This is a genomic window from Shewanella electrica (genome assembly GCF_022321485.1).
Lineage (GTDB): Bacteria > Pseudomonadota > Gammaproteobacteria > Enterobacterales > Shewanellaceae > Shewanella > Shewanella electrica.
Map to the genome: position 1 here is coordinate 1 of NZ_JAKOGG010000025.1, position 17,336 is coordinate 17,336.

The following is a 17,336-nucleotide window of genomic DNA, read 5'->3' on the forward strand; positions in this document are numbered from 1 at the left end:
GGAGAAGGATTCGAACCTTCGAAGGCGGAGCCGTCAGATTTACAGTCTGATCCCTTTGGCCACTCGGGAACCCCTCCTCATTTAGCGGCGGCAATAGTAGACATTATCAGAAACCATGTAAAGCCCGAATTTTAAAAAAACGCTAAAGTTCCTCGCCAACTGGTCGATTAAATAACAACAGATTGTTTTTCTGATGTTTTTTTATGCAAACTACGCCAGTCATTGTCAACGAGCTACACCTTGCTCCCAAGCTGCATCAAGCGGTTGAACAAAATCATCGCGGTGATTTTGGCCTACTGCTCGCTTTGCTATCGCAAGATGCGCGTGATTGGCCGCAATTTCACCTGCAAGATGAGTTATCGACACTTGAACAGTTGCGTCAACGTTTCGAGTTGCCGCCAACTGAACCGCTACTAGCCAATCTAGCGACCGAGCCGACGGTGACCGATAACAGCGCCGTATTTTCTCAGCAAAACGCGACGGCATTTCGGTTACAGCAATGTTTGCGGCCAGAAGCGTTAGTGATCCGTGGCGAGCATTCGATGGCGATGAGCGAAGTGCTCGAGAACCTTGACCTACATAGTCGAGCACGATATGCAGGTACGACCACCAATGAGTTACCACAAGTGCCTGACTTTGCCGATCAGCTTACGGAACAACGTATGTGGTTGAATAAGAGTATCGCGGCGTGAATTAAGGCACAGTCTTCAACTTGCTAATCCGCTTATAATGGCAACTATTCCCGTTTACAGCTGGAGCAAAAGATGAAAAGTATCAAAGATGCACAAAGCAGTTTAGTGAATGATACCTGTGCGGAATGCGGCAGTTATGTTGATATCGGCGCGGTGGTTGAAGAAGGTGATACCAAACTGCAGCTTAATCTTGCTGGCGCAAATGCCAAAGCCGAAGCTGGTATGTTGGCTGAGCAGGCACAACAACGTTTTGCGGATGCGGTGGTTGAGTTGCAAGAACAAGAACACAGCGTGCAGTTGAGTATCGTTTTTGGCTGCAGTGCTGAAAAAATGATCTTTCAACTGCAGCACAACTTGCCATAGTCGCCTAAGTGCATCATCAAAATTGTTAAATGTAAGTAAGTATTAAACTTATTGCGTCAATAGTAGGCGCTGTGTAATCTGCTGGACTAATAAAACAACTGCGGCATAGCAGTGGAATATCATAGGTGATTGGTTTGAGAATAGGCGTTAATCGTGAGACGTTTCAACGGTTACTGGAGTCGCTGACGAATTCTGAGGCCAAACAATCCGGCAACTTTGTTGAAACCGCTAAGTTGGCAAGTCAATTACTTAGTGAACAACTGGAAGTTAATCAGGTCAGTATTTGGTCTTGGTCGAAGGATCAACATATTCAGTTTGCTGTCGCGCGCGCAGGCAAAGCCGTTGCATGTGAAAGGCCCAAACATTTAGCGGATCTGGAAATGTACATTGCTGAATTGCGTCGGCATTTGCACATCGCCGCTGATGATGCTTGCAATGATATGCGGTTGTTAGAGCTACAAACTGATTACTTTATTCCTAATGATATCGGGCGTTGTTTGGATGTCGCCATTCGTATCAATGGTCATATCGAAGGCGTGCTCAGCCTTGAGCGCACTAAGCAGATGCCAGCGTGGGAAAATGCTGAAATCGATATCGCCACGCATGTGGCCGATCAACTAGCGCTAGCCTTAGCTACCAACGACGCTTATCAAAAAGACGAAATGCTGAGTTTATTTCAGTCGGCAATTGATAACTCGCGTCAAATCACCATGTTAGTAAACCTTCATCAAGAACGGGTTGAATACGTCAATGCGGCCCACCAACTGATTACTGGTATTGCTCCAGAGCAAATTGTTGGCAAAAGCTTATATGAATTAGTTTATTTCAAAGAACACCCGCACGAAGCTAGGCAAACCTTGAAGCAACTATGTTGCGGTGACTATGTGCGCGGAATGTATTCATTTCATCACCTCGCTGGTCATGAGGTGTGGATTAAGTTTGCGGCTAGTCAGTTTGATACGCCACTTGGTAATCACTTTGCCCTGATCTCGGCGGAAGATTACACCGATATTCGTCATAGCCAACTCGAACTTGAGTATTTGGCATGGCACTGTAATTTAACCGGTTTGTATAATCGCCCCTATTTTAAACGGACCTTGGATCGTATGGCGGAAGGTTGGCTGATCATGGTCAATCTCATGGGATTCAAACGTTACAATGACACCTACGGCCATGAGTTAGGCGATGAAATGCTCGTCGAGGTTGGTCGCCGCTTGCGTAGTTTTAGTAGCTCTCATTTTGGTGATAGTCACACATGCGCGCGGGTGGGCAGCGACGAATTTGCGTTGTTATTACATAGTAGCGAAGTGGCAGATTTATCGCTGTTGGTGACTAAGTTACACCAGCAGCTATCACATCCCGTGTCGTTTGGTTGCGAATCGGTGGATGTGCGGCCGGCGATAGCGATTGTGGATATTTCAAAGGTTGCTAGCACCGTATCGCCGCTGACCTGTGCCGATATTGCGTTACAAAGCGCTAAGAAAAAGCAGGGGCATACGATCCAGACCTTTACGTCGACTTTGCTCGATGCTTTTAAGGATGATGCTGAACTTGAGCGCGACTTGAATCATGCCATTCGTACTCGCCAGTTTGAACTTTATTACCAACCGTTAAAAGATTTGCAGACGCAACGTTACATCGGCGCAGAGGCATTGATACGTTGGCACCATCCAAAGCGTGGCGTGTTGTATCCCGGTGCATTTATTGATATCGCTGAACAAACCGGTTTGATCAATGCTATTGGCTCGTGGGTGCTCGAGGCTGCGTGTAAACAGCTATATTTATGGCAACATCACGATATTAATCTGTCGATGCATGTGAATGTGTCTGCTCGGCAATTCTTCGGTGGTAATTTGTATGAGCAAGTGTGGGACTTACTGAACCGTTATCCACTGAAATCGCGCAGTTTAATTTTAGAAATCACGGAAACTGAGTTGATGGAAGACATTCGCTATGCCACCAACTTATGCCAAGAGTTGGCCGAACTTGGCGTTGGGCTAGCGATTGACGATTTTGGCACGGGCTACAGCTCTATGCGTTATCTTAAACAGTTCCCTATCAGTAAGCTGAAGATCGACCGCTCGTTTATTACTGATCTGAATATTAGCCATCAAAGTCGTGAAATTGTCAGCGCCATTATCGCGATGGCGAAAGCGCTAAATATTTCATTGACGGCGGAAGGGGTAGAGAATACCGAACAGGAAACCTTCCTCACAGAAAACCTGTGTCATCAAGCGCAGGGATTCCTATATAGTCCTGCACTACGCCAAGCTGAGTTTTCCTCGTTTATCGAAAACGCTAAAGAAGCAGTGCTGCACTAAATACAGCACTGCTTAAATTTCTTACCACTGCCACAGACGCACGGATCATTGCGGCCAGGAAGCTTTACTGGTAGCTGTTCACCTGTGGTGTAATACCACTGGCCATGTTGCAGAATAAACTGTGACACTTCATGAATCGCCCCAATTTGCCCACCATCTTTAAACCAAGCACAGAAGTGGACTTGCCCATTATTGTCCTGTTGCTCACTATTAAACACTTGCAACCCCAACCATTGATCTGGCGTCGCCTCGACTAATGCTTGAATCGTGAGATCGGCACGATAATCGGCCGCATGAGTCAATAACAGATAATCGAACAGTTGCAAAACAAATGCGCTATAACGTGAACGCATCAAACGCTCTGGCGTTGGCGCGTGGTGGTGAATATGAAATGGCTGGCAGCAGTTGCCATAACGCTCGCCGCTATGACATGGACAGTTAGCGGCGGCAGAAAGCGGGTTACTCATGATGGTACACCTAAGGATTTATTGGCGCTTTAAGTGGCAAAAATTGTTCACCGTAATACCAATTAGGTTTCGGTGTTGCGTCGTAATAAAGCTGTGGCTCTGCACGGTTGCTGACATCGAGTACCGCTTGCCATTGTGCTTTTTCGTCTTGCTTTAGCACCATCACTAATTTGCCGGCAAACTCACTGATCGGCTCTTCGGTATCTTTGGGCGGATGAAATCGGACCATGTAATAGCAGATGTCAATCACTTCGTTACCGTGACGTTGTCGGTCCACCACGCGAAAATCCACCTCTAATGTGGCGCGGCGTTTTTTGACGCGATCAAAGAACTTCTGATAGAGCGCCAACACTTCTGCACGACCTTTAATAATCCCATTACTGGGTTGTTCCGGCAAATAAGTTGCATTTTCTGCGTACACCGGCGTCAGCTCGTTCGCGTCCAATGCGGCAAAAGCTTTGGCATATTGCAGGTAAACCGCATTCAAGGCTGCCTGATCTTGCTCTTGGTGTGTTTTAGCCCAGCTAGGGGTGATCATCAGACTGAGTAAGATGAAAGCAGTTAATAAGAATTTCATTAAGTAATTCGGAGATTATGCTGTTGTGGTCACTATAATGGATGCGTATTTTAATCAGAAGATTGATTTATTTACAAAGTGTGTAGCCAATTTTGCGTCAGGGGGCGGCAATGCAGCAAAATGACCGTAATCTTTTTCTGGAAGAGATGGCCGATGTCGTGCCACTTACTCATGATGTTAGCCAACAAATCAGTCGCAGTGCGCCATCTGCTGGGCAGTTAGCCCGCAAGGCGGCAGCCGAACTTAGCGAATATCACCAGCGTATGACCACAGAACTGGCGCTAATTCCTCCCGTTAAGCCGGAAGATATGTTGAGTTTCAAACGGGAAGGTGTACAAGATGCCGTGTTTAAGAATTTGCGTTTAGGCCAATATCACGTTGCGGCAGAACTTGATGTCCACGCTTTATCGGTCACACAAGCCAGAGATTTCCTGTTGTCGTTTTTACAAGCTCAGATCAAGCGTGGTCATCGCTGCGTTAGCATTATTCATGGTAAGGGCTATAGCAGTAAGCCGTTTCCTGCGTTGATCAAATCATGCGTCAACTACTGGTTAACTCAAGTCGACGAGGTGATGGCATTTCATAGCGCGCAACGTCATCATGGCGGTTATGGTGCGGTCTATGTGATGTTGCCCAAGTCTACCGCTAAGCGAATTGAGAGCCGCGAAATTAACGCCAGAGGTGTCCGCAAACGTTAGACAATATTGGCAGAGTATTTTGTTTGACATACTAGCGGTCAACAATTAATTTAAACGTATGTTTAAAATTTGATTGAGGGCGCTATGTCCGGCCGAATCGATACTAAAACCAAAATACTTGATGCTGCAGAAAAGCTATTCGCCGAGCGTGGCTTTTCTGAAACATCTCTTCGTCTCATCACCAGTAAGGCCGAGGTCAACTTGGCATCGGTGAACTACCATTTTGGTTCTAAAAAGGAGCTGATCCGAGCGGTGTTGGCGCGTTATCTCGATCAGTTCATGCCTGCTGCAGCGGATGAGATCACCGCGATTCGGCAGCAGAAACCCAATGCGTCACTCACCGAGATTTTTTCAGCATTAGTTGCGCCGCTGTTGGCGCTTGAGCGTATTCGTGCAGGCGGAACGCGCACTTTTCTGCAGTTACTCGGGCGTGGCTATATCGAAAGCCAAGGGCATCTGCGTTGGTTTATCACCTCGCATTACGGTGAACATCTGAACCTGTTTGTCACCGCGGTACAGCAAAGCGTGCCAAACATTCCTAAAGCCGACATCTTTTGGCGACTGCACTTTACGTTAGGAACGGTGGTATTCACCATGGGCTCGGCCGATGCATTAATGGATATTGCGGCGGCCGATTTTGGTGAGCGCAACAACATTGAAACGGTTATTCGTAAAGTGATCCCCTACATTGCATCCGGCGTAGCGGTATAACTACCCATAGGTAACATTATGACTATTTTACTCATCATTATTATCGCGTTGGTTGTCGCGTTGTTCGTAGTCAAAGAGCTACGTTTTCGATTTATTAGTGCGCCCACGTTGCGTTTTTTCCGCAAGGTGCTGCCGCCACTGTCTGATACTGAACGGCAGGCGATGGAAGCGGGTGACATCTGGTGGGAGGCTGAGTTATTCCGTGGTAAGCCGAATTGGGACTTACTGCACAGCTACGGCAAACCAGCCTTAAGCGTAGAAGAAAAGTCATTTATTGATAATCAGGTTAATACCTTGCTGAAGATGTTGGATGATTATGACATCGTCAATCAACGGCGTGATCTGCCGCCAGAGGTGTGGAGCTATCTTAAGCAAGAAGGCTTTTTTGCGCTGATTATTCCGAAAAAGTTTGGCGGTAAAGCCTTTTCGGCATACGCCAATTCGACCATTGTCAGTAAGATTGCCTCGCGTAGCTTAAGTACCGCTGTCACAGTGATGGTGCCTAACTCGCTCGGCCCCGGTGAACTGTTAACACACTATGGTACCGAGGCACAGAAACAACGCTGGTTGCCTGCTCTTGCAGATGGTACTGAAATCCCTTGCTTTGCGTTAACCGGACCAGAAGCAGGCTCAGATGCTGGCGCCATTCCAGACGTTGGCGTGGTGTGTCGTGGTCAGTTTGAAGGCGAAGAGGTTCTCGGCTTAAAACTGACATGGAACAAACGTTATATCACCTTGGCGCCAGTCGCGACCGTACTGGGATTAGCGTTTCAAATGCGCGATCCCGAACATCTATTGGGTGACAAGGAGCATCTTGGCATCACCTGCGCGTTGATCCCGACATCACACAAGGGCGTCAATATTGGCCGCCGTCACGATCCGTTACACATGGCATTTATGAATGGCACGACGCACGGCGAAGAGGTATTCATTCCGTTGGATTGGATTATTGGCGGGCCTGAATACGCCGGCAAAGGCTGGCGTATGCTGGTGGAATGTCTATCAGCCGGGCGCGGTATTTCACTGCCTGCGTTGGCAACAGCCACCGGTCACCTAGCGACTAAAACTACCACGGCCTATTCCTATATACGCAAACAGTTTGGCTTGTCCATCGGCCAATTTGAAGGTGTGCAAGAAGCCTTAGCGCGCATTATTAGCAACACCTACCAATTAGAAGCTGCACGTCGTTTGACCACCACCGGTATCGATTTGAAAGTCAAACCGTCGGTGGTGACGGCGATCGCGAAATACCACATGACCGAGTTGGGCCGTCAAGTGATGAATGACGCGATGGATATTCAGTCAGGCAAGGGCATTCAAATGGGGCCGAAGAATTATTTGGCCCATGGATATATGGCAAATCCGATTTCAATCACCGTTGAAGGTGCCAATATTCTTACTCGCAGTTTGATGATTTTTGGGCAGGGCGCGACCCGTTGCCATCCTTATGTGCTGGCGGAGATGGAAGCGGCGCAAATGCAAGATGAAGACGAGGCACTGATCCGCTTCGACGACTTGTTGATGGGGCATTTGGGTTACAGTGCGCGTAACGCAGGTAGCGCATTATTGCATGGGTTGAGTTATAGCGTGTTCGCTGCCGCACCGGTGAGCGGCGATACTCGCCAATACTACAAATGGATGGGGCGCTTCTCGGCAGCGTTGGCCTTTGTGACCGATATTGCGATGTTAGTGCTCGGTGGCGATCTGAAACGCCGTGAGATGTTATCTGCGCGATTGGGCGATGTACTGAGTCAGCTGTATTTGGCATCGGCAACACTGAAGCATTTTGAAGATACTGGCCGTCAGTATGATGACCTTCCGATAGTTAAGCATGCGCTGGAAACCCGTTTGCAACTGGCCGCCAAGGCCTTAGACGGTGCTATTCGCAACTTCCCGAATCGTCCGCTCGCTTGGATGTTGCGTTTAGTCGTGTTCCCATTGGGCAATCGCTTTAACGGACCGAGTGATGATTTAAGTAAACAAGTTGCCAGCGAGCTGCAAAAACCAAGCCCTGCACGTGAGCGTCTGACCCATCTGGCGCCAGAGTTTGGTAAAGAAGATAGTTCAGGCATTGCTGAGGTTGAGCAAGCATTCCGCGCGCTTTACGCTTGCCGCGAACTGTTCTCACGGCTGCGTGAGGCGCAGAAAGCGGGTAAGTTGGCCAAGAGTTTGTCGCCAGAGCAGTTGATCTCCGCGGCACTGGAGCAAAAAATTATCTCTGATGAAGAGGCTGCAAGTTTGCAAGAGGCTAACCGCTTACGCTTAGCCGCTATCAATGTCGATGATTTTGAACGTCTCTAACAGCCGTTGATATCGGCACATGAAGCCACCGCAGCGTCGGTGGCTTTTTCTTGCCTTGGGTGGACGGTTGACGTGAGTTTTAGCGTTTAGGTGCCGCTGCAAAAGCGTGGATTTATTGATGGTAGGCCGAACTGATGCCGCTTACATAAAAAAAACAATGGGCGCAACGTTTGGCAAATATATGGGCATTGCTGCAACCGTTTTTGACATTCACTCTGATTAGGTCAAATGTTGTTGCCATCATAACGGCCACTAGATGTCAGGGCGCGAGCATACTTAGTTTGTTTCTTAAACAAGTCGTATTCGAGCTTAAAAACTAAGTCAATTTCCACAAAATTTGCCGAGAAAATACAAATTAGTTAGTTCAAAAGGTAAACGTATTGCTTGTTTGATGAACGAATAGGTTAGTGTGCTCTCACCCTGCACTAGATGTCGCCTCATTTATGGGCAGGACGCAGATAAAAGAAAAGGCACGTGCAAGACGTACCTTTTCGATACAACACAGAGTAGCGCTATGCCTACGGCACAATCAGTACTTTGCTGGTGTTGGTGCCGCCGATGGTTTCCATCACGTCACCCTTAGTCATCAGAACCAAGTCACCTGATTCAAGCACACCGCGTTCACGCAGACATTCTAATGCGGCACGGGCCACTTCTTCAGCCTTGTGTGCAGTAGTGTCAAATTGTACTGGATATACACCGCGATATAACGCCATGCTTGCCAATGTACGTGGATGACGCGTCAACGCGAAAATCGGCAGGGCAGAGCTGATGCGTGACATCAGTTTTGGTGTCGCACCTGACTCAGTTAACGCAATAATCGCTTTGACACCATCTAAATGGTTCGCTGCGTACATGGTCGACAACGCGATGGTTTCTTCTACAGAAGAGAAGTGCTGATCCAAACGGTGTTTAGATACACGGGCAGAAGGATGCGCTTCAGCACCTTGGCACACGTTCGCCATCGCTTTAACGGTTTCTTCTGGGAAGTCACCCGCAGCCGTTTCAGCAGACAACATCACCGCGTCAGTACCATCTAGCACTGCGTTGGCGACGTCCATCACTTCGGCGCGAGTTGGCATTGGGCTAGAGATCATTGACTCCATCATTTGAGTGGCAGTGATCACGACTTTGTTTAACTGACGAGAGCGAGCAATCAAACGTTTTTGTACTGCAACTAATGCAGCATCGCCGATTTCTACACCTAAGTCGCCACGAGCGACCATCACCACGTCAGACGCTTTGATCACATCGTCCATCGCTTCTTCAGAGGCAACAGCTTCGGCACGTTCGACTTTAGAGACGATTAATGCTTGGCTACCAGCGGCTCGAGCGAGTTCGCGCGCATAATCCAGATCGGCGCCACTGCGAGGGAACGATACGGCTAAGTAATCGACTTCAATTTTAGCCGCAGTAAGAATGTCGGCTTTATCTTTTTCGGTCAGCGCCGCAGCAGATAAACCGCCACCTTTTTTGTTGATGCCTTTGTTGTTTGACAAAGGACCTGCAACAGTTACTGATGTGATAACACGACGGCCTTCAACTGCTTCAACTTGTAGTTGTACGCGGCCATCATCCAGCATCAGAATATCGCCAACAGAGACGTCATCTGGTAACTGTTTGTAGTCAATACCGACTTGATTTTCATCACCTTCGCCTTTTGCTAATTCAGCATCCAGCACAAAGCGTTGTCCAAGTTTCAGTTGTACTTTTTTATTGTCTTTGAAAGTAGATACGCGGATCTTTGGACCCTGTAGATCGCCAAGAATCGCCACATGTTTGCCAAGTTCTTTAGCAATGTTACGTGCATCGGTGGCACGTTTCATGTGGTCTTCCGGAGAGCCATGAGAAAAGTTCAAGCGAACAACGTTGGCACCAGCTGCAATAATTTTGCGCAGGTTATCATCCCGATCTGTGGCAGGGCCCAGAGTGGTAACGATTTTAGTTCTGCGGAACATAGTTAACTCCGTTAAGTTTATAAGAATCTGGAACGCATTTTATCATACAAAATGCAATGGTGTAGGAAACTTACAGACAAAAAAACGATCTGATTCAAAGTTTATTTTTGTGAGATTACACAAGTTTGACAAGAAATGGGGCGGTAATCGAGAAATTACCGCCCCAGATTGCATGAATAGTGAGCTTACTGCTGATCGATTTTTTCGATGCGCGATTCTTTCAGCGCCTCTTTAACCCGTTTTAAGCTTTCACGGAAGCGCGGTCCGCGACGCAATGTAAAGCCAGTTGCAAGTACATCGACGATCACTAATTGTGCTAATCGTGATGCCATTGGCAGGTACATATCAGTGTCTTCTGGCACTTCTAAGGTCACTGGCAAGGTACATTCTTTACTCAGTGGCGAATTTTTTGCGGTGATACCGATAACTGATGCGCCATTTTCACGAGCGAGGCGTGCTATCTCAATCAGCGATTTGGTACGGCCTGTGTGAGAAATCAACACCACCACATCCCCTTCGGTGCTGCTGATACAGCTCATGCGTTGCATTAGCACATCGTCAAAGCAAACCACCGGGACGTTAAAACGGAAGAATTTGTTTTGTGCATCATGTGCTACCGAGGCGGAGGCCCCCAGACCGAAAAAAGAGATTTTCTTCGCTTGGGTGAGTACATCTACCGCTCGATTAATGGCCGAATGGTCGATACTTTGTCGCGCGGTATCGAGCGAAGCCATTGAAGATTCAAAGATTTTATTTGTATAGGAATCGGGTGTGTCATCTTCCTCTACATGTCGGCTAACATAGGGAGTACCATTGGCAAGGCTTTGAGCGAGATGCAGTTTAAAATCAGGAAACCCTTTGGTGTCTAAACGACGACAAAAACGGTTCACTGTAGGTTCACTGACATCTGCTAGTTTAGCCAGCGTGGCGATGCTGGAATGAATGGCTGTCTGGGGGGAAGCCAGAATCACTTCGGCAACTTTGCGTTCAGACTTGCTGAAATGAGGCAGGTTCTTTTGAACCTTTTCAAGGGTATTCATACTATGTAACGTCCGCTGAAAATGGTTATGTAATTTTCTTAATTCTTTGATCACAATGCTGTGAACAAGAATACAAAACGCACCTTGAGTTGTTCGCGTGTGTCAAATGCAGCACCAACAGACGTGAACGTCTTGATTTTAGGTCAAAAGAGCATATCAGACTTAATAACGTTATGCCTAGATTCTATTTCAAGGGTTCGACTAATTACTAGGTGAAATTGGATATACGTGTTGTTATATTACAACAAATTTTGTATTTCGATTTCCTAATAGAGTGGTTTCGTACACCGACAGAGGTACGCAGCCGTTGTCACAATGGAGACAATACCGCTATGGGCAGAACAGCACCTGAGACTAAAGCCTGTGATTTCGTACTTTTTGGTACTAAAGGCGACTTAGCTCGACGTAAGTTGTTACCTTCTTTATATCAACTAGACAAAGCCGATTTATTGCACGCAGATACTCAAATTATCGGTGTAGCAAAAGATCAATTCACTCGAGAAGAGTTTGTTGGGAAAGTTACAGAGTCCCTTAAAACCTTCGTAAAAGAGCCATTAGATAGCAAGACGCTCGAACGTTTCTTAGCACGTTGCCATTATATAGGTGCTAACTTTACCGAAGCGTCTGAGTACGCCGCATTTCACGAGGTGGTTGACCAGAGCAAACGCGTGATGGTGAACTACTTCGCTACTCCGCCAGCCATTTTCGGTGATATTTGTCGTTGTCTGCATGAGCAAGACCTGATCACCTCTGAAACGCGCGTCGTGTTAGAAAAGCCGATCGGTTCCGATTTAGCCTCATCTAAAGTGATCAACGACCAAGTCTCTGCCTATTTTAGTGAGAAGCAGGTTTACCGTATCGACCACTACTTGGGTAAAGAAACCGTGCAAAACTTGATTGCACTGCGTTTCGCTAACTCAATCTTCGCCTCTAAATGGGATAACCGTACGGTTGACCATGTACAGATCACCGTAGCAGAAGAAGTGGGTATTGAAGGCCGTTGGGGTTACTTTGATAAAGCCGGTCAGATGCGCGACATGATCCAAAACCACTTGGTGCAAGTACTGACCTTGGTGGCGATGGACCCACCGGTGAACCTCGATGCCGATAGCGTTCGTGATGAAAAAGTGAAAGTGTTGAAGTCACTGCGTCCTATCACCATGGACAACGTGTTTGAAAACACCGTGCGCGGCCAATATTCCGCCGGTTTCTTGAAAGGCAGTCCAGTGCCGGGCTACTTGGAAGAAGAGGGCGCTAACGTCAATTCTAATACCGAAACTTTCGTGGCGCTGCGCGTTGACATTGATAACTGGCGTTGGGCGGGGGTGCCTTTCTACCTGCGTAGCGGTAAGCGTATGCCGGTGAAAAGTTCAGAGATCGTTATCTATTTCAAAAACCCACCACACAACTTGTACCGTGATAGTTACCGTAACCTGCCACCAAACAAATTGACCATCCGTCTGCAACCGCATGAAGGGGTTGAAATTCAGATGATGAACAAGGTGCCGGGGTTGGAGCCTAAACAACGTTTACAAACCACGAAACTCGACTTGAGCTTCTCTGATACGTTCAAAACTGAGCGTATTGCCGATGCTTATGAACGTCTGCTGCTGGAAGCCATGACCGGTAACCAAGCTTTGTTCGTTCGTCGCGACGAAGTTGAACAATCGTGGACGTGGGTAGACGGCATTATCCAAGCGTGGGAGCAAAGTGGTGAAAAACCGAAAGCCTACCCAGCAGGTACATGGGGCCCCGTCGCCTCTGTGGCACTGATCACCAAAGACGGCCGTTCTTGGGACGAATAATTAAGGAGTAGTTCAATGATTAAGGAAGCTGTCTTTAAATCGTTTGATAGCCCTGAGTCGTTAGAACAGCAGTTAGCTGAGCGCATTGCCACTCAGCTACAGGACGCTATCGATACACGCGGCACAGCCAGTTTAGTGGTTTCTGGTGGACGTACACCCACCGGACTATTTAATAAACTCAGTGAAAAAGCGATCGATTGGAGTGAAGTGTTTATCACCTTGGCGGATGAACGTTGGGTCGCTGCTGATGACGCCGATTCAAATGAGAACACTGTGCGTCAATGTTTGTTAAAAAATCGCGCGGTTAATGCCAAGTTCCGTGGGTTAAAAAACATGTTTGCCACCGCTGTTGCTGGGGTGGATATGACCACTGAGCAGTTGGCTAATTTCCCGCGTCCGTTTGATGTGGTGATTTTAGGTATGGGTAATGATGGCCATACCTGCTCATGGTTCCCTTGTGCGGAGCCTGCACAATTAGACACAGCATTAAATACCGATGCATTACTGTGTGCAGTGCAACCACAAACCGCACCTTATGAACGCATCACCTTTAGCCGCCGCGCTATTTTAAATAGTCGCCAGATCTATCTGCACTTAGTGGGTGAGCAAAAGCTAGATGTATATAAAAAAGCGCTAGAAAGCGATGACATCAAGGCTATGCCAATACGCGCAGTATTGGCGCAACACACAACGCCAGTGGACGTGTTCTGGAGCGCCTAAGGAGTAATTTCATGCATGCGACAATAGCGGCAGTGACCGAACGGATTATTGCTCGTAGTAAGGAACATCGCGGCAAATATCTTGCAGCCATCGCCGAGGCAAAAGCCCAAGGCGTGTATCGTAGTAGCCTCAGCTGCGGTAATTTGGCGCATGGTTTTGCAGCCTGTTCAGCCGATGATAAACAATCACTTACGCAACTGACGAAGGCCAATATCGGCATTGTCACCGCGTTTAACGACATGCTGTCGGCACATCAACCGTATGAGCACTACCCAGATATTCTTAAGCAAGCTTGCCAATCGGTTGGCAGCGTTGCTCAAGTAGCAGCTGGTGTACCTGCGATGTGTGATGGTGTCACCCAAGGACAGCCGGGCATGGAGCTGAGTCTTATCAGCCGAGAAGTGATTGCCATGGCTACCGCCGTTGGTTTGTCGCATAACATGTTTGACGGTGCGTTATTGCTGGGGATCTGTGACAAAATTGTGCCGGGCTTGCTGATCGGCGCTATGAGCTTTGGTCATCTGCCAATGCTATTTGTTCCTGCAGGGCCAATGCGTTCAGGTATTCCGAACAAAGATAAAGCGCGGGTACGCCAACTGTTTGCCCAAGGCAAAGTTGACCGTGCAGCCTTGCTCGAAGCCGAAGCTAAGTCTTATCACTCAGCGGGTACTTGTACTTTCTACGGTACTGCTAACAGCAACCAGTTGGTGTTAGAAGTGATGGGGCTGCAGTTGCCTGGCTCTTCGTTTGTGAACCCTGATGATCCATTGCGTTTAGCGCTGACGCAAGCAGCTGCTCGCCAAGTGTGCCGCTTAACGGCGCTGGGCACGGATTACACTCCTGTGGGTGAAGTGGTCAACGAGAAATCCATCGTCAACGGGATTGTGGCGTTACTCGCTACTGGCGGTTCGACGAATTTGACCATGCACATGGTGGCTGCAGCACGTGCTGCGGGCATCATAGTGAACTGGGATGATTTTGCCGAGCTGTCCGCTGTGGTGCCATTGTTAGCTCGGGTTTATCCAAACGGACATGCGGATATCAACCACTTTCACGCTGCTGGTGGTATGGCATTTTTGATCCGCGAACTGCTGGATGCTGGCATGTTGCATGAAGACGTTGCAACGGTTGCTGGTCACGGCTTGCGCCGTTATACCCAAGAGCCACGCTTGATTGATGACCAATTAGTGTGGGTTGATGGCCCAGCCGAAAGCCTTGATACCGACGTATTGGCGCCGGTGTCAAAAGCGTTCCAACCCAATGGTGGTTTGAAACTGCTGAAGGGGAACTTAGGTCGCGCGGTGATGAAAGTCTCGGCAGTGCAGCCTCAGTATCGTGTAGTGGAAGCACCAGCGGTGGTCATTGATGATCAAGATAAGCTTAACGGCTTGTATAAAGCTGGTGAGCTAAACCGTGATTGTGTGATTGTGGTGAAAGGCCAAGGCCCAAAAGCCAACGGTATGCCTGAACTGCACAAGCTAACGCCAATTCTCGGTTCATTACAAGACAGCGGTTACCATGTTGCGTTGGTGACAGATGGCCGTATGTCCGGTGCCTCAGGTAAAGTACCTGCGGCTATTCATTTAACGCCAGAAGCGCTGGGCGGTGGATTGATTGCCAAAGTGAGAACCGGTGATGTTATCCGCGTAGATGGTGAAAGTGGTGAGATCTCCGTGCTAGTTGATGAAGCGGAACTCGCTAAGCGTACAGCTGAAGAAGTACCTTTGCGTCATGTGCGTTATGGCATGGGACGTGAGTTGTTTACAACTTTAAGGGCAAGCTTTAGTAGCCCAGAAACTGGTGCCCGTAGCACCAGTGCCGTTGATGAATATTACTAACCGTTAAGGAACAATAAGATGGCAAATAATCACTGGTCACTGCAGCCTCAGGAGGTATTTAACCTGAGCCCAGTTATTCCTGTAATGGTTATTAATAAGCTTGAACACGCTGTGCCTCTCGCCAAGGCTTTAGTCGCGGGCGGCATCAAAGTACTGGAAGTGACGTTACGCACTGAATGTGCTTTAGCGGCAATCAGCAAAATTGCCAAAGAAGTACCTGACGCAGTAGTGGGAGCAGGTACTATTTTGAATGAAGCGCAACTAAAACAAGCCACTGAAGCGGGTGCTCAGTTCGCCATTACTCCCGGAGCAACACCGGCGATTTTGGCCGCTGGCAAAGCAGGTTCTATCCCGTTGATCCCTGGTGTCGCGAGTATCTCTGAAGTGATGGAAGGCTTGAACCAAGGTTATCAATTCTTCAAGTTTTTCCCTGCTGAAGCTTCTGGTGGCGTTGGGGCGCTAAAAGCATTCGGTGGCCCGCTCGCTGGCGTGCGCTTTTGCCCAACTGGGGGAATTACGCCAGAGAACTACCGCGATTACCTCAAACTCTCTAACGTAGACTGTATCGGTGGTAGCTGGATTGCGCCAGTAAGCGCCATGGAAGAGGGTGATTGGGAACATATCACTAAGCTGTGCCAAGAAGCGCTTAGCGGTGTGAAAGACGTGTAACTCAGCAATGCTAAAGAGTGAATAATTAAAGCGCCTGCGGCTTATCCCGCGGGCGTTTTTTTTTGGCAGAATGCATGGCTAGTGAAATATCCTCCACGCCAAAGGAGTTAGTCGCAGGTAAAAGCAGATGATTTGACACTTTTTGAAAATTACACAACCAATGAACAACTTGGATTGTTTAGCTGATGTAACCGCTGGCGCTTGATTTAATTCAAGATCTATATTGTATTTTCTTAAGGAAAACTTCTGTTGTAAGGTAAGTATTCAACTTGGATGAAGACTATGCATACACTGCCAAACAGTGAGTTAGTACCAGTGATCGAAAAAATCGATAATGCAATTTTATCCCATAGGGTGTGGGTTAGAAGATTGATGCGTACCATCACCTGCCATGTAGAACACTCCGACATTGACCTGTTTGACAACGCGCATGAGCTTTGTGCTTTTGGTCAATGGTATTACGGTGAACACCCACAAGAGTTAACTAAACATCCCATCTTCTGCGATATTCAACACCACCACCAATTGCTACATCAAACTGCAGCATCAATGTTACGCAGTGAAAGCCATCTCCAAAGCGTTAGCACCGTTGAATTTGATGACTTTTATCTACATCTAGATGATTTTGTTAATAAATTGGAAGAATTTAAGAAAGAGCTCAATATCCTATTGTATAACCGCGATCCGTTAACCGGTGCGTTTAACCGTCGTTCTTTGGACGATGAATTAGTCAAAATTGGTCAATTACTTGCTTCTAATGTCAAACGTGCCTGCATCATTATGTTTGACCTTGACCATTTTAAGTCCATTAATGATAACTATGGCCATAGCGTGGGTGATGATGTGTTAAAAGGCACCATCGATGTGGTAATAAAGCATCTCAGAAGCCTAGATAAAGTGTTCCGTTATGGTGGCGAGGAGTTTGTTATTTCTCTCATTCAAACAGATATGCCGGACGCTGTTAAACTCGCAGAGCTGATGCGAACTGAGATTGAGCAGATGGCACTATACACGGCAGGAAATATCGTGAAAGCGACAGCGTCATTTGGTATTGCTGAGCTAAAACCATACTCGGACATTACCTCGGTAGTCGACCAAGGAGGGTGTTCAATATTCTGTGTCAGCCTATTCACAGATCTATATGAGCGTCTAAGCGCCCCTCGAAGTGTATCGACA

Annotated in this window: 15 protein-coding genes; 11 read left to right on the plus strand and 4 right to left on the minus strand. The window is 47.7% G+C overall.

What is annotated here, in order from left to right:
• Positions 1-203 precede the first annotated feature (203 nt).
• From L9G74_RS19580 to L9G74_RS19590, 3 genes are all read left to right on the plus strand, one after another.
• Positions 204-692 carry a VC2046/SO_2500 family protein gene (locus L9G74_RS19580; protein ID WP_238898466.1) on the plus strand — a complete coding sequence of 163 codons (489 nt, stop codon included), beginning with the start codon at positions 204-206 and terminating at the stop codon, positions 690-692.
• A gap of 72 nt (positions 693-764) precedes the next feature.
• Positions 765-1,055, plus strand: a complete 291-nt coding sequence (locus L9G74_RS19585; RefSeq protein WP_238898467.1) for a DUF406 family protein — start codon at positions 765-767, stop codon at positions 1,053-1,055.
• 134 nt (positions 1,056-1,189) lie between these two features.
• Positions 1,190-3,376: a putative bifunctional diguanylate cyclase/phosphodiesterase gene (locus tag L9G74_RS19590; RefSeq protein WP_238898468.1), complete on the plus strand. Its 2,187-nt coding sequence runs from the start codon at positions 1,190-1,192 to the stop codon at positions 3,374-3,376.
• Here the strand turns inward: L9G74_RS19590 and L9G74_RS19595 are convergent.
• Together L9G74_RS19595 and L9G74_RS19600 are read right to left on the minus strand one after the other, a co-directional pair.
• Positions 3,373-3,843 (minus strand): YchJ family protein, encoded by a 471-nt coding sequence (locus L9G74_RS19595; RefSeq protein ID WP_238898469.1) that lies wholly within the window; start codon positions 3,841-3,843, stop codon positions 3,373-3,375. The two genes, L9G74_RS19590 and L9G74_RS19595, sit on opposite strands and share 4 nt — an antisense overlap.
• Positions 3,844-3,853: 10 nt before the next feature.
• Complete coding sequence (locus L9G74_RS19600; protein ID WP_238898470.1) at positions 3,854-4,420, minus strand: YybH family protein; 567 nt, start codon at positions 4,418-4,420, stop codon at positions 3,854-3,856.
• A 110-nt stretch (positions 4,421-4,530) separates the two neighbouring features.
• On the opposite strand from L9G74_RS19600, the gene smrA reads away from it, so the two are divergent.
• The 3 genes from smrA (at position 4,531) to L9G74_RS19615 (ending at position 8,130) form a co-directional block, all read left to right on the plus strand.
• Positions 4,531-5,118: a DNA endonuclease SmrA gene (gene smrA, locus L9G74_RS19605; protein WP_238898471.1), complete on the plus strand. Its 588-nt coding sequence runs from the start codon at positions 4,531-4,533 to the stop codon at positions 5,116-5,118.
• A gap of 84 nt (positions 5,119-5,202) precedes the next feature.
• Complete coding sequence (psrA, locus tag L9G74_RS19610; RefSeq protein ID WP_238898472.1) at positions 5,203-5,829, plus strand: TetR family transcriptional repressor PsrA; 627 nt, start codon at positions 5,203-5,205, stop codon at positions 5,827-5,829.
• Positions 5,830-5,853: 24 nt separating this feature from the next.
• Positions 5,854-8,130 (plus strand): acyl-CoA dehydrogenase, encoded by a 2,277-nt coding sequence (locus L9G74_RS19615; RefSeq protein ID WP_438944593.1) that lies wholly within the window; start codon positions 5,854-5,856, stop codon positions 8,128-8,130.
• A gap of 518 nt (positions 8,131-8,648) precedes the next feature.
• Here L9G74_RS19615 and pyk read toward each other — a convergent pair.
• Together pyk and L9G74_RS19625 are read right to left on the minus strand one after the other, a co-directional pair.
• Positions 8,649-10,088, minus strand: coding sequence for a pyruvate kinase (pyk, locus tag L9G74_RS19620; RefSeq protein WP_238898473.1), 1,440 nt, complete (start codon positions 10,086-10,088; stop codon positions 8,649-8,651).
• A 185-nt stretch (positions 10,089-10,273) separates the two neighbouring features.
• Positions 10,274-11,128, minus strand: coding sequence for a MurR/RpiR family transcriptional regulator (locus L9G74_RS19625; RefSeq protein WP_238898474.1), 855 nt, complete (start codon positions 11,126-11,128; stop codon positions 10,274-10,276).
• 332 nt (positions 11,129-11,460) lie between these two features.
• Here L9G74_RS19625 and zwf point away from each other — a divergent pair, with 332 nt between their 5' ends.
• The 5 genes from zwf to L9G74_RS19650 all read left to right on the plus strand — a co-directional run.
• Entirely contained in the window at positions 11,461-12,933 is a 1,473-nt protein-coding gene (gene zwf, locus L9G74_RS19630) for a glucose-6-phosphate dehydrogenase (protein WP_238898475.1), read from the plus strand.
• A 15-nt stretch (positions 12,934-12,948) separates the two neighbouring features.
• A complete protein-coding gene (pgl, locus tag L9G74_RS19635) occupies positions 12,949-13,653 on the plus strand; it encodes a 6-phosphogluconolactonase (RefSeq protein ID WP_238898476.1) in 705 nt (234 codons plus the stop codon).
• Positions 13,654-13,664: 11 nt separating this feature from the next.
• Positions 13,665-15,491 carry a phosphogluconate dehydratase gene (edd, locus tag L9G74_RS19640; protein WP_238898477.1) on the plus strand — a complete coding sequence of 609 codons (1,827 nt, stop codon included), beginning with the start codon at positions 13,665-13,667 and terminating at the stop codon, positions 15,489-15,491.
• A gap of 18 nt (positions 15,492-15,509) precedes the next feature.
• On the plus strand, positions 15,510-16,160 hold the full coding sequence (locus L9G74_RS19645; RefSeq protein ID WP_238898478.1) for a bifunctional 4-hydroxy-2-oxoglutarate aldolase/2-dehydro-3-deoxy-phosphogluconate aldolase: 651 nt from the start codon (positions 15,510-15,512) through the stop codon (positions 16,158-16,160).
• Between the two features lie 282 nt (positions 16,161-16,442).
• The coding region (locus L9G74_RS19650) for a diguanylate cyclase (protein ID WP_238898479.1) at positions 16,443-17,336 on the plus strand (894 nt) is incomplete at its 3' end.

Coding starts and splice junctions, on each gene's coding strand:
- L9G74_RS19580 (WP_238898466.1), top strand. CDS start 204: ATGCAAACTACGCCAGTCATTGTCAACGAGCTACACCTTGCTCCCAAG.
- L9G74_RS19585 (WP_238898467.1), top strand. CDS start 765: ATGAAAAGTATCAAAGATGCACAAAGCAGTTTAGTGAATGATACCTGT.
- L9G74_RS19595 (WP_238898469.1), bottom strand. CDS start 3,843: ATGAGTAACCCGCTTTCTGCCGCCGCTAACTGTCCATGTCATAGCGGC.
- L9G74_RS19600 (WP_238898470.1), bottom strand. CDS start 4,420: ATGAAATTCTTATTAACTGCTTTCATCTTACTCAGTCTGATGATCACC.
- smrA (WP_238898471.1), top strand. CDS start 4,531: ATGCAGCAAAATGACCGTAATCTTTTTCTGGAAGAGATGGCCGATGTC.
- psrA (WP_238898472.1), top strand. CDS start 5,203: ATGTCCGGCCGAATCGATACTAAAACCAAAATACTTGATGCTGCAGAA.
- pyk (WP_238898473.1), bottom strand. CDS start 10,088: ATGTTCCGCAGAACTAAAATCGTTACCACTCTGGGCCCTGCCACAGAT.
- L9G74_RS19625 (WP_238898474.1), bottom strand. CDS start 11,128: ATGAATACCCTTGAAAAGGTTCAAAAGAACCTGCCTCATTTCAGCAAG.
- zwf (WP_238898475.1), top strand. CDS start 11,461: ATGGGCAGAACAGCACCTGAGACTAAAGCCTGTGATTTCGTACTTTTT.
- pgl (WP_238898476.1), top strand. CDS start 12,949: ATGATTAAGGAAGCTGTCTTTAAATCGTTTGATAGCCCTGAGTCGTTA.
- edd (WP_238898477.1), top strand. CDS start 13,665: ATGCATGCGACAATAGCGGCAGTGACCGAACGGATTATTGCTCGTAGT.
- L9G74_RS19645 (WP_238898478.1), top strand. CDS start 15,510: ATGGCAAATAATCACTGGTCACTGCAGCCTCAGGAGGTATTTAACCTG.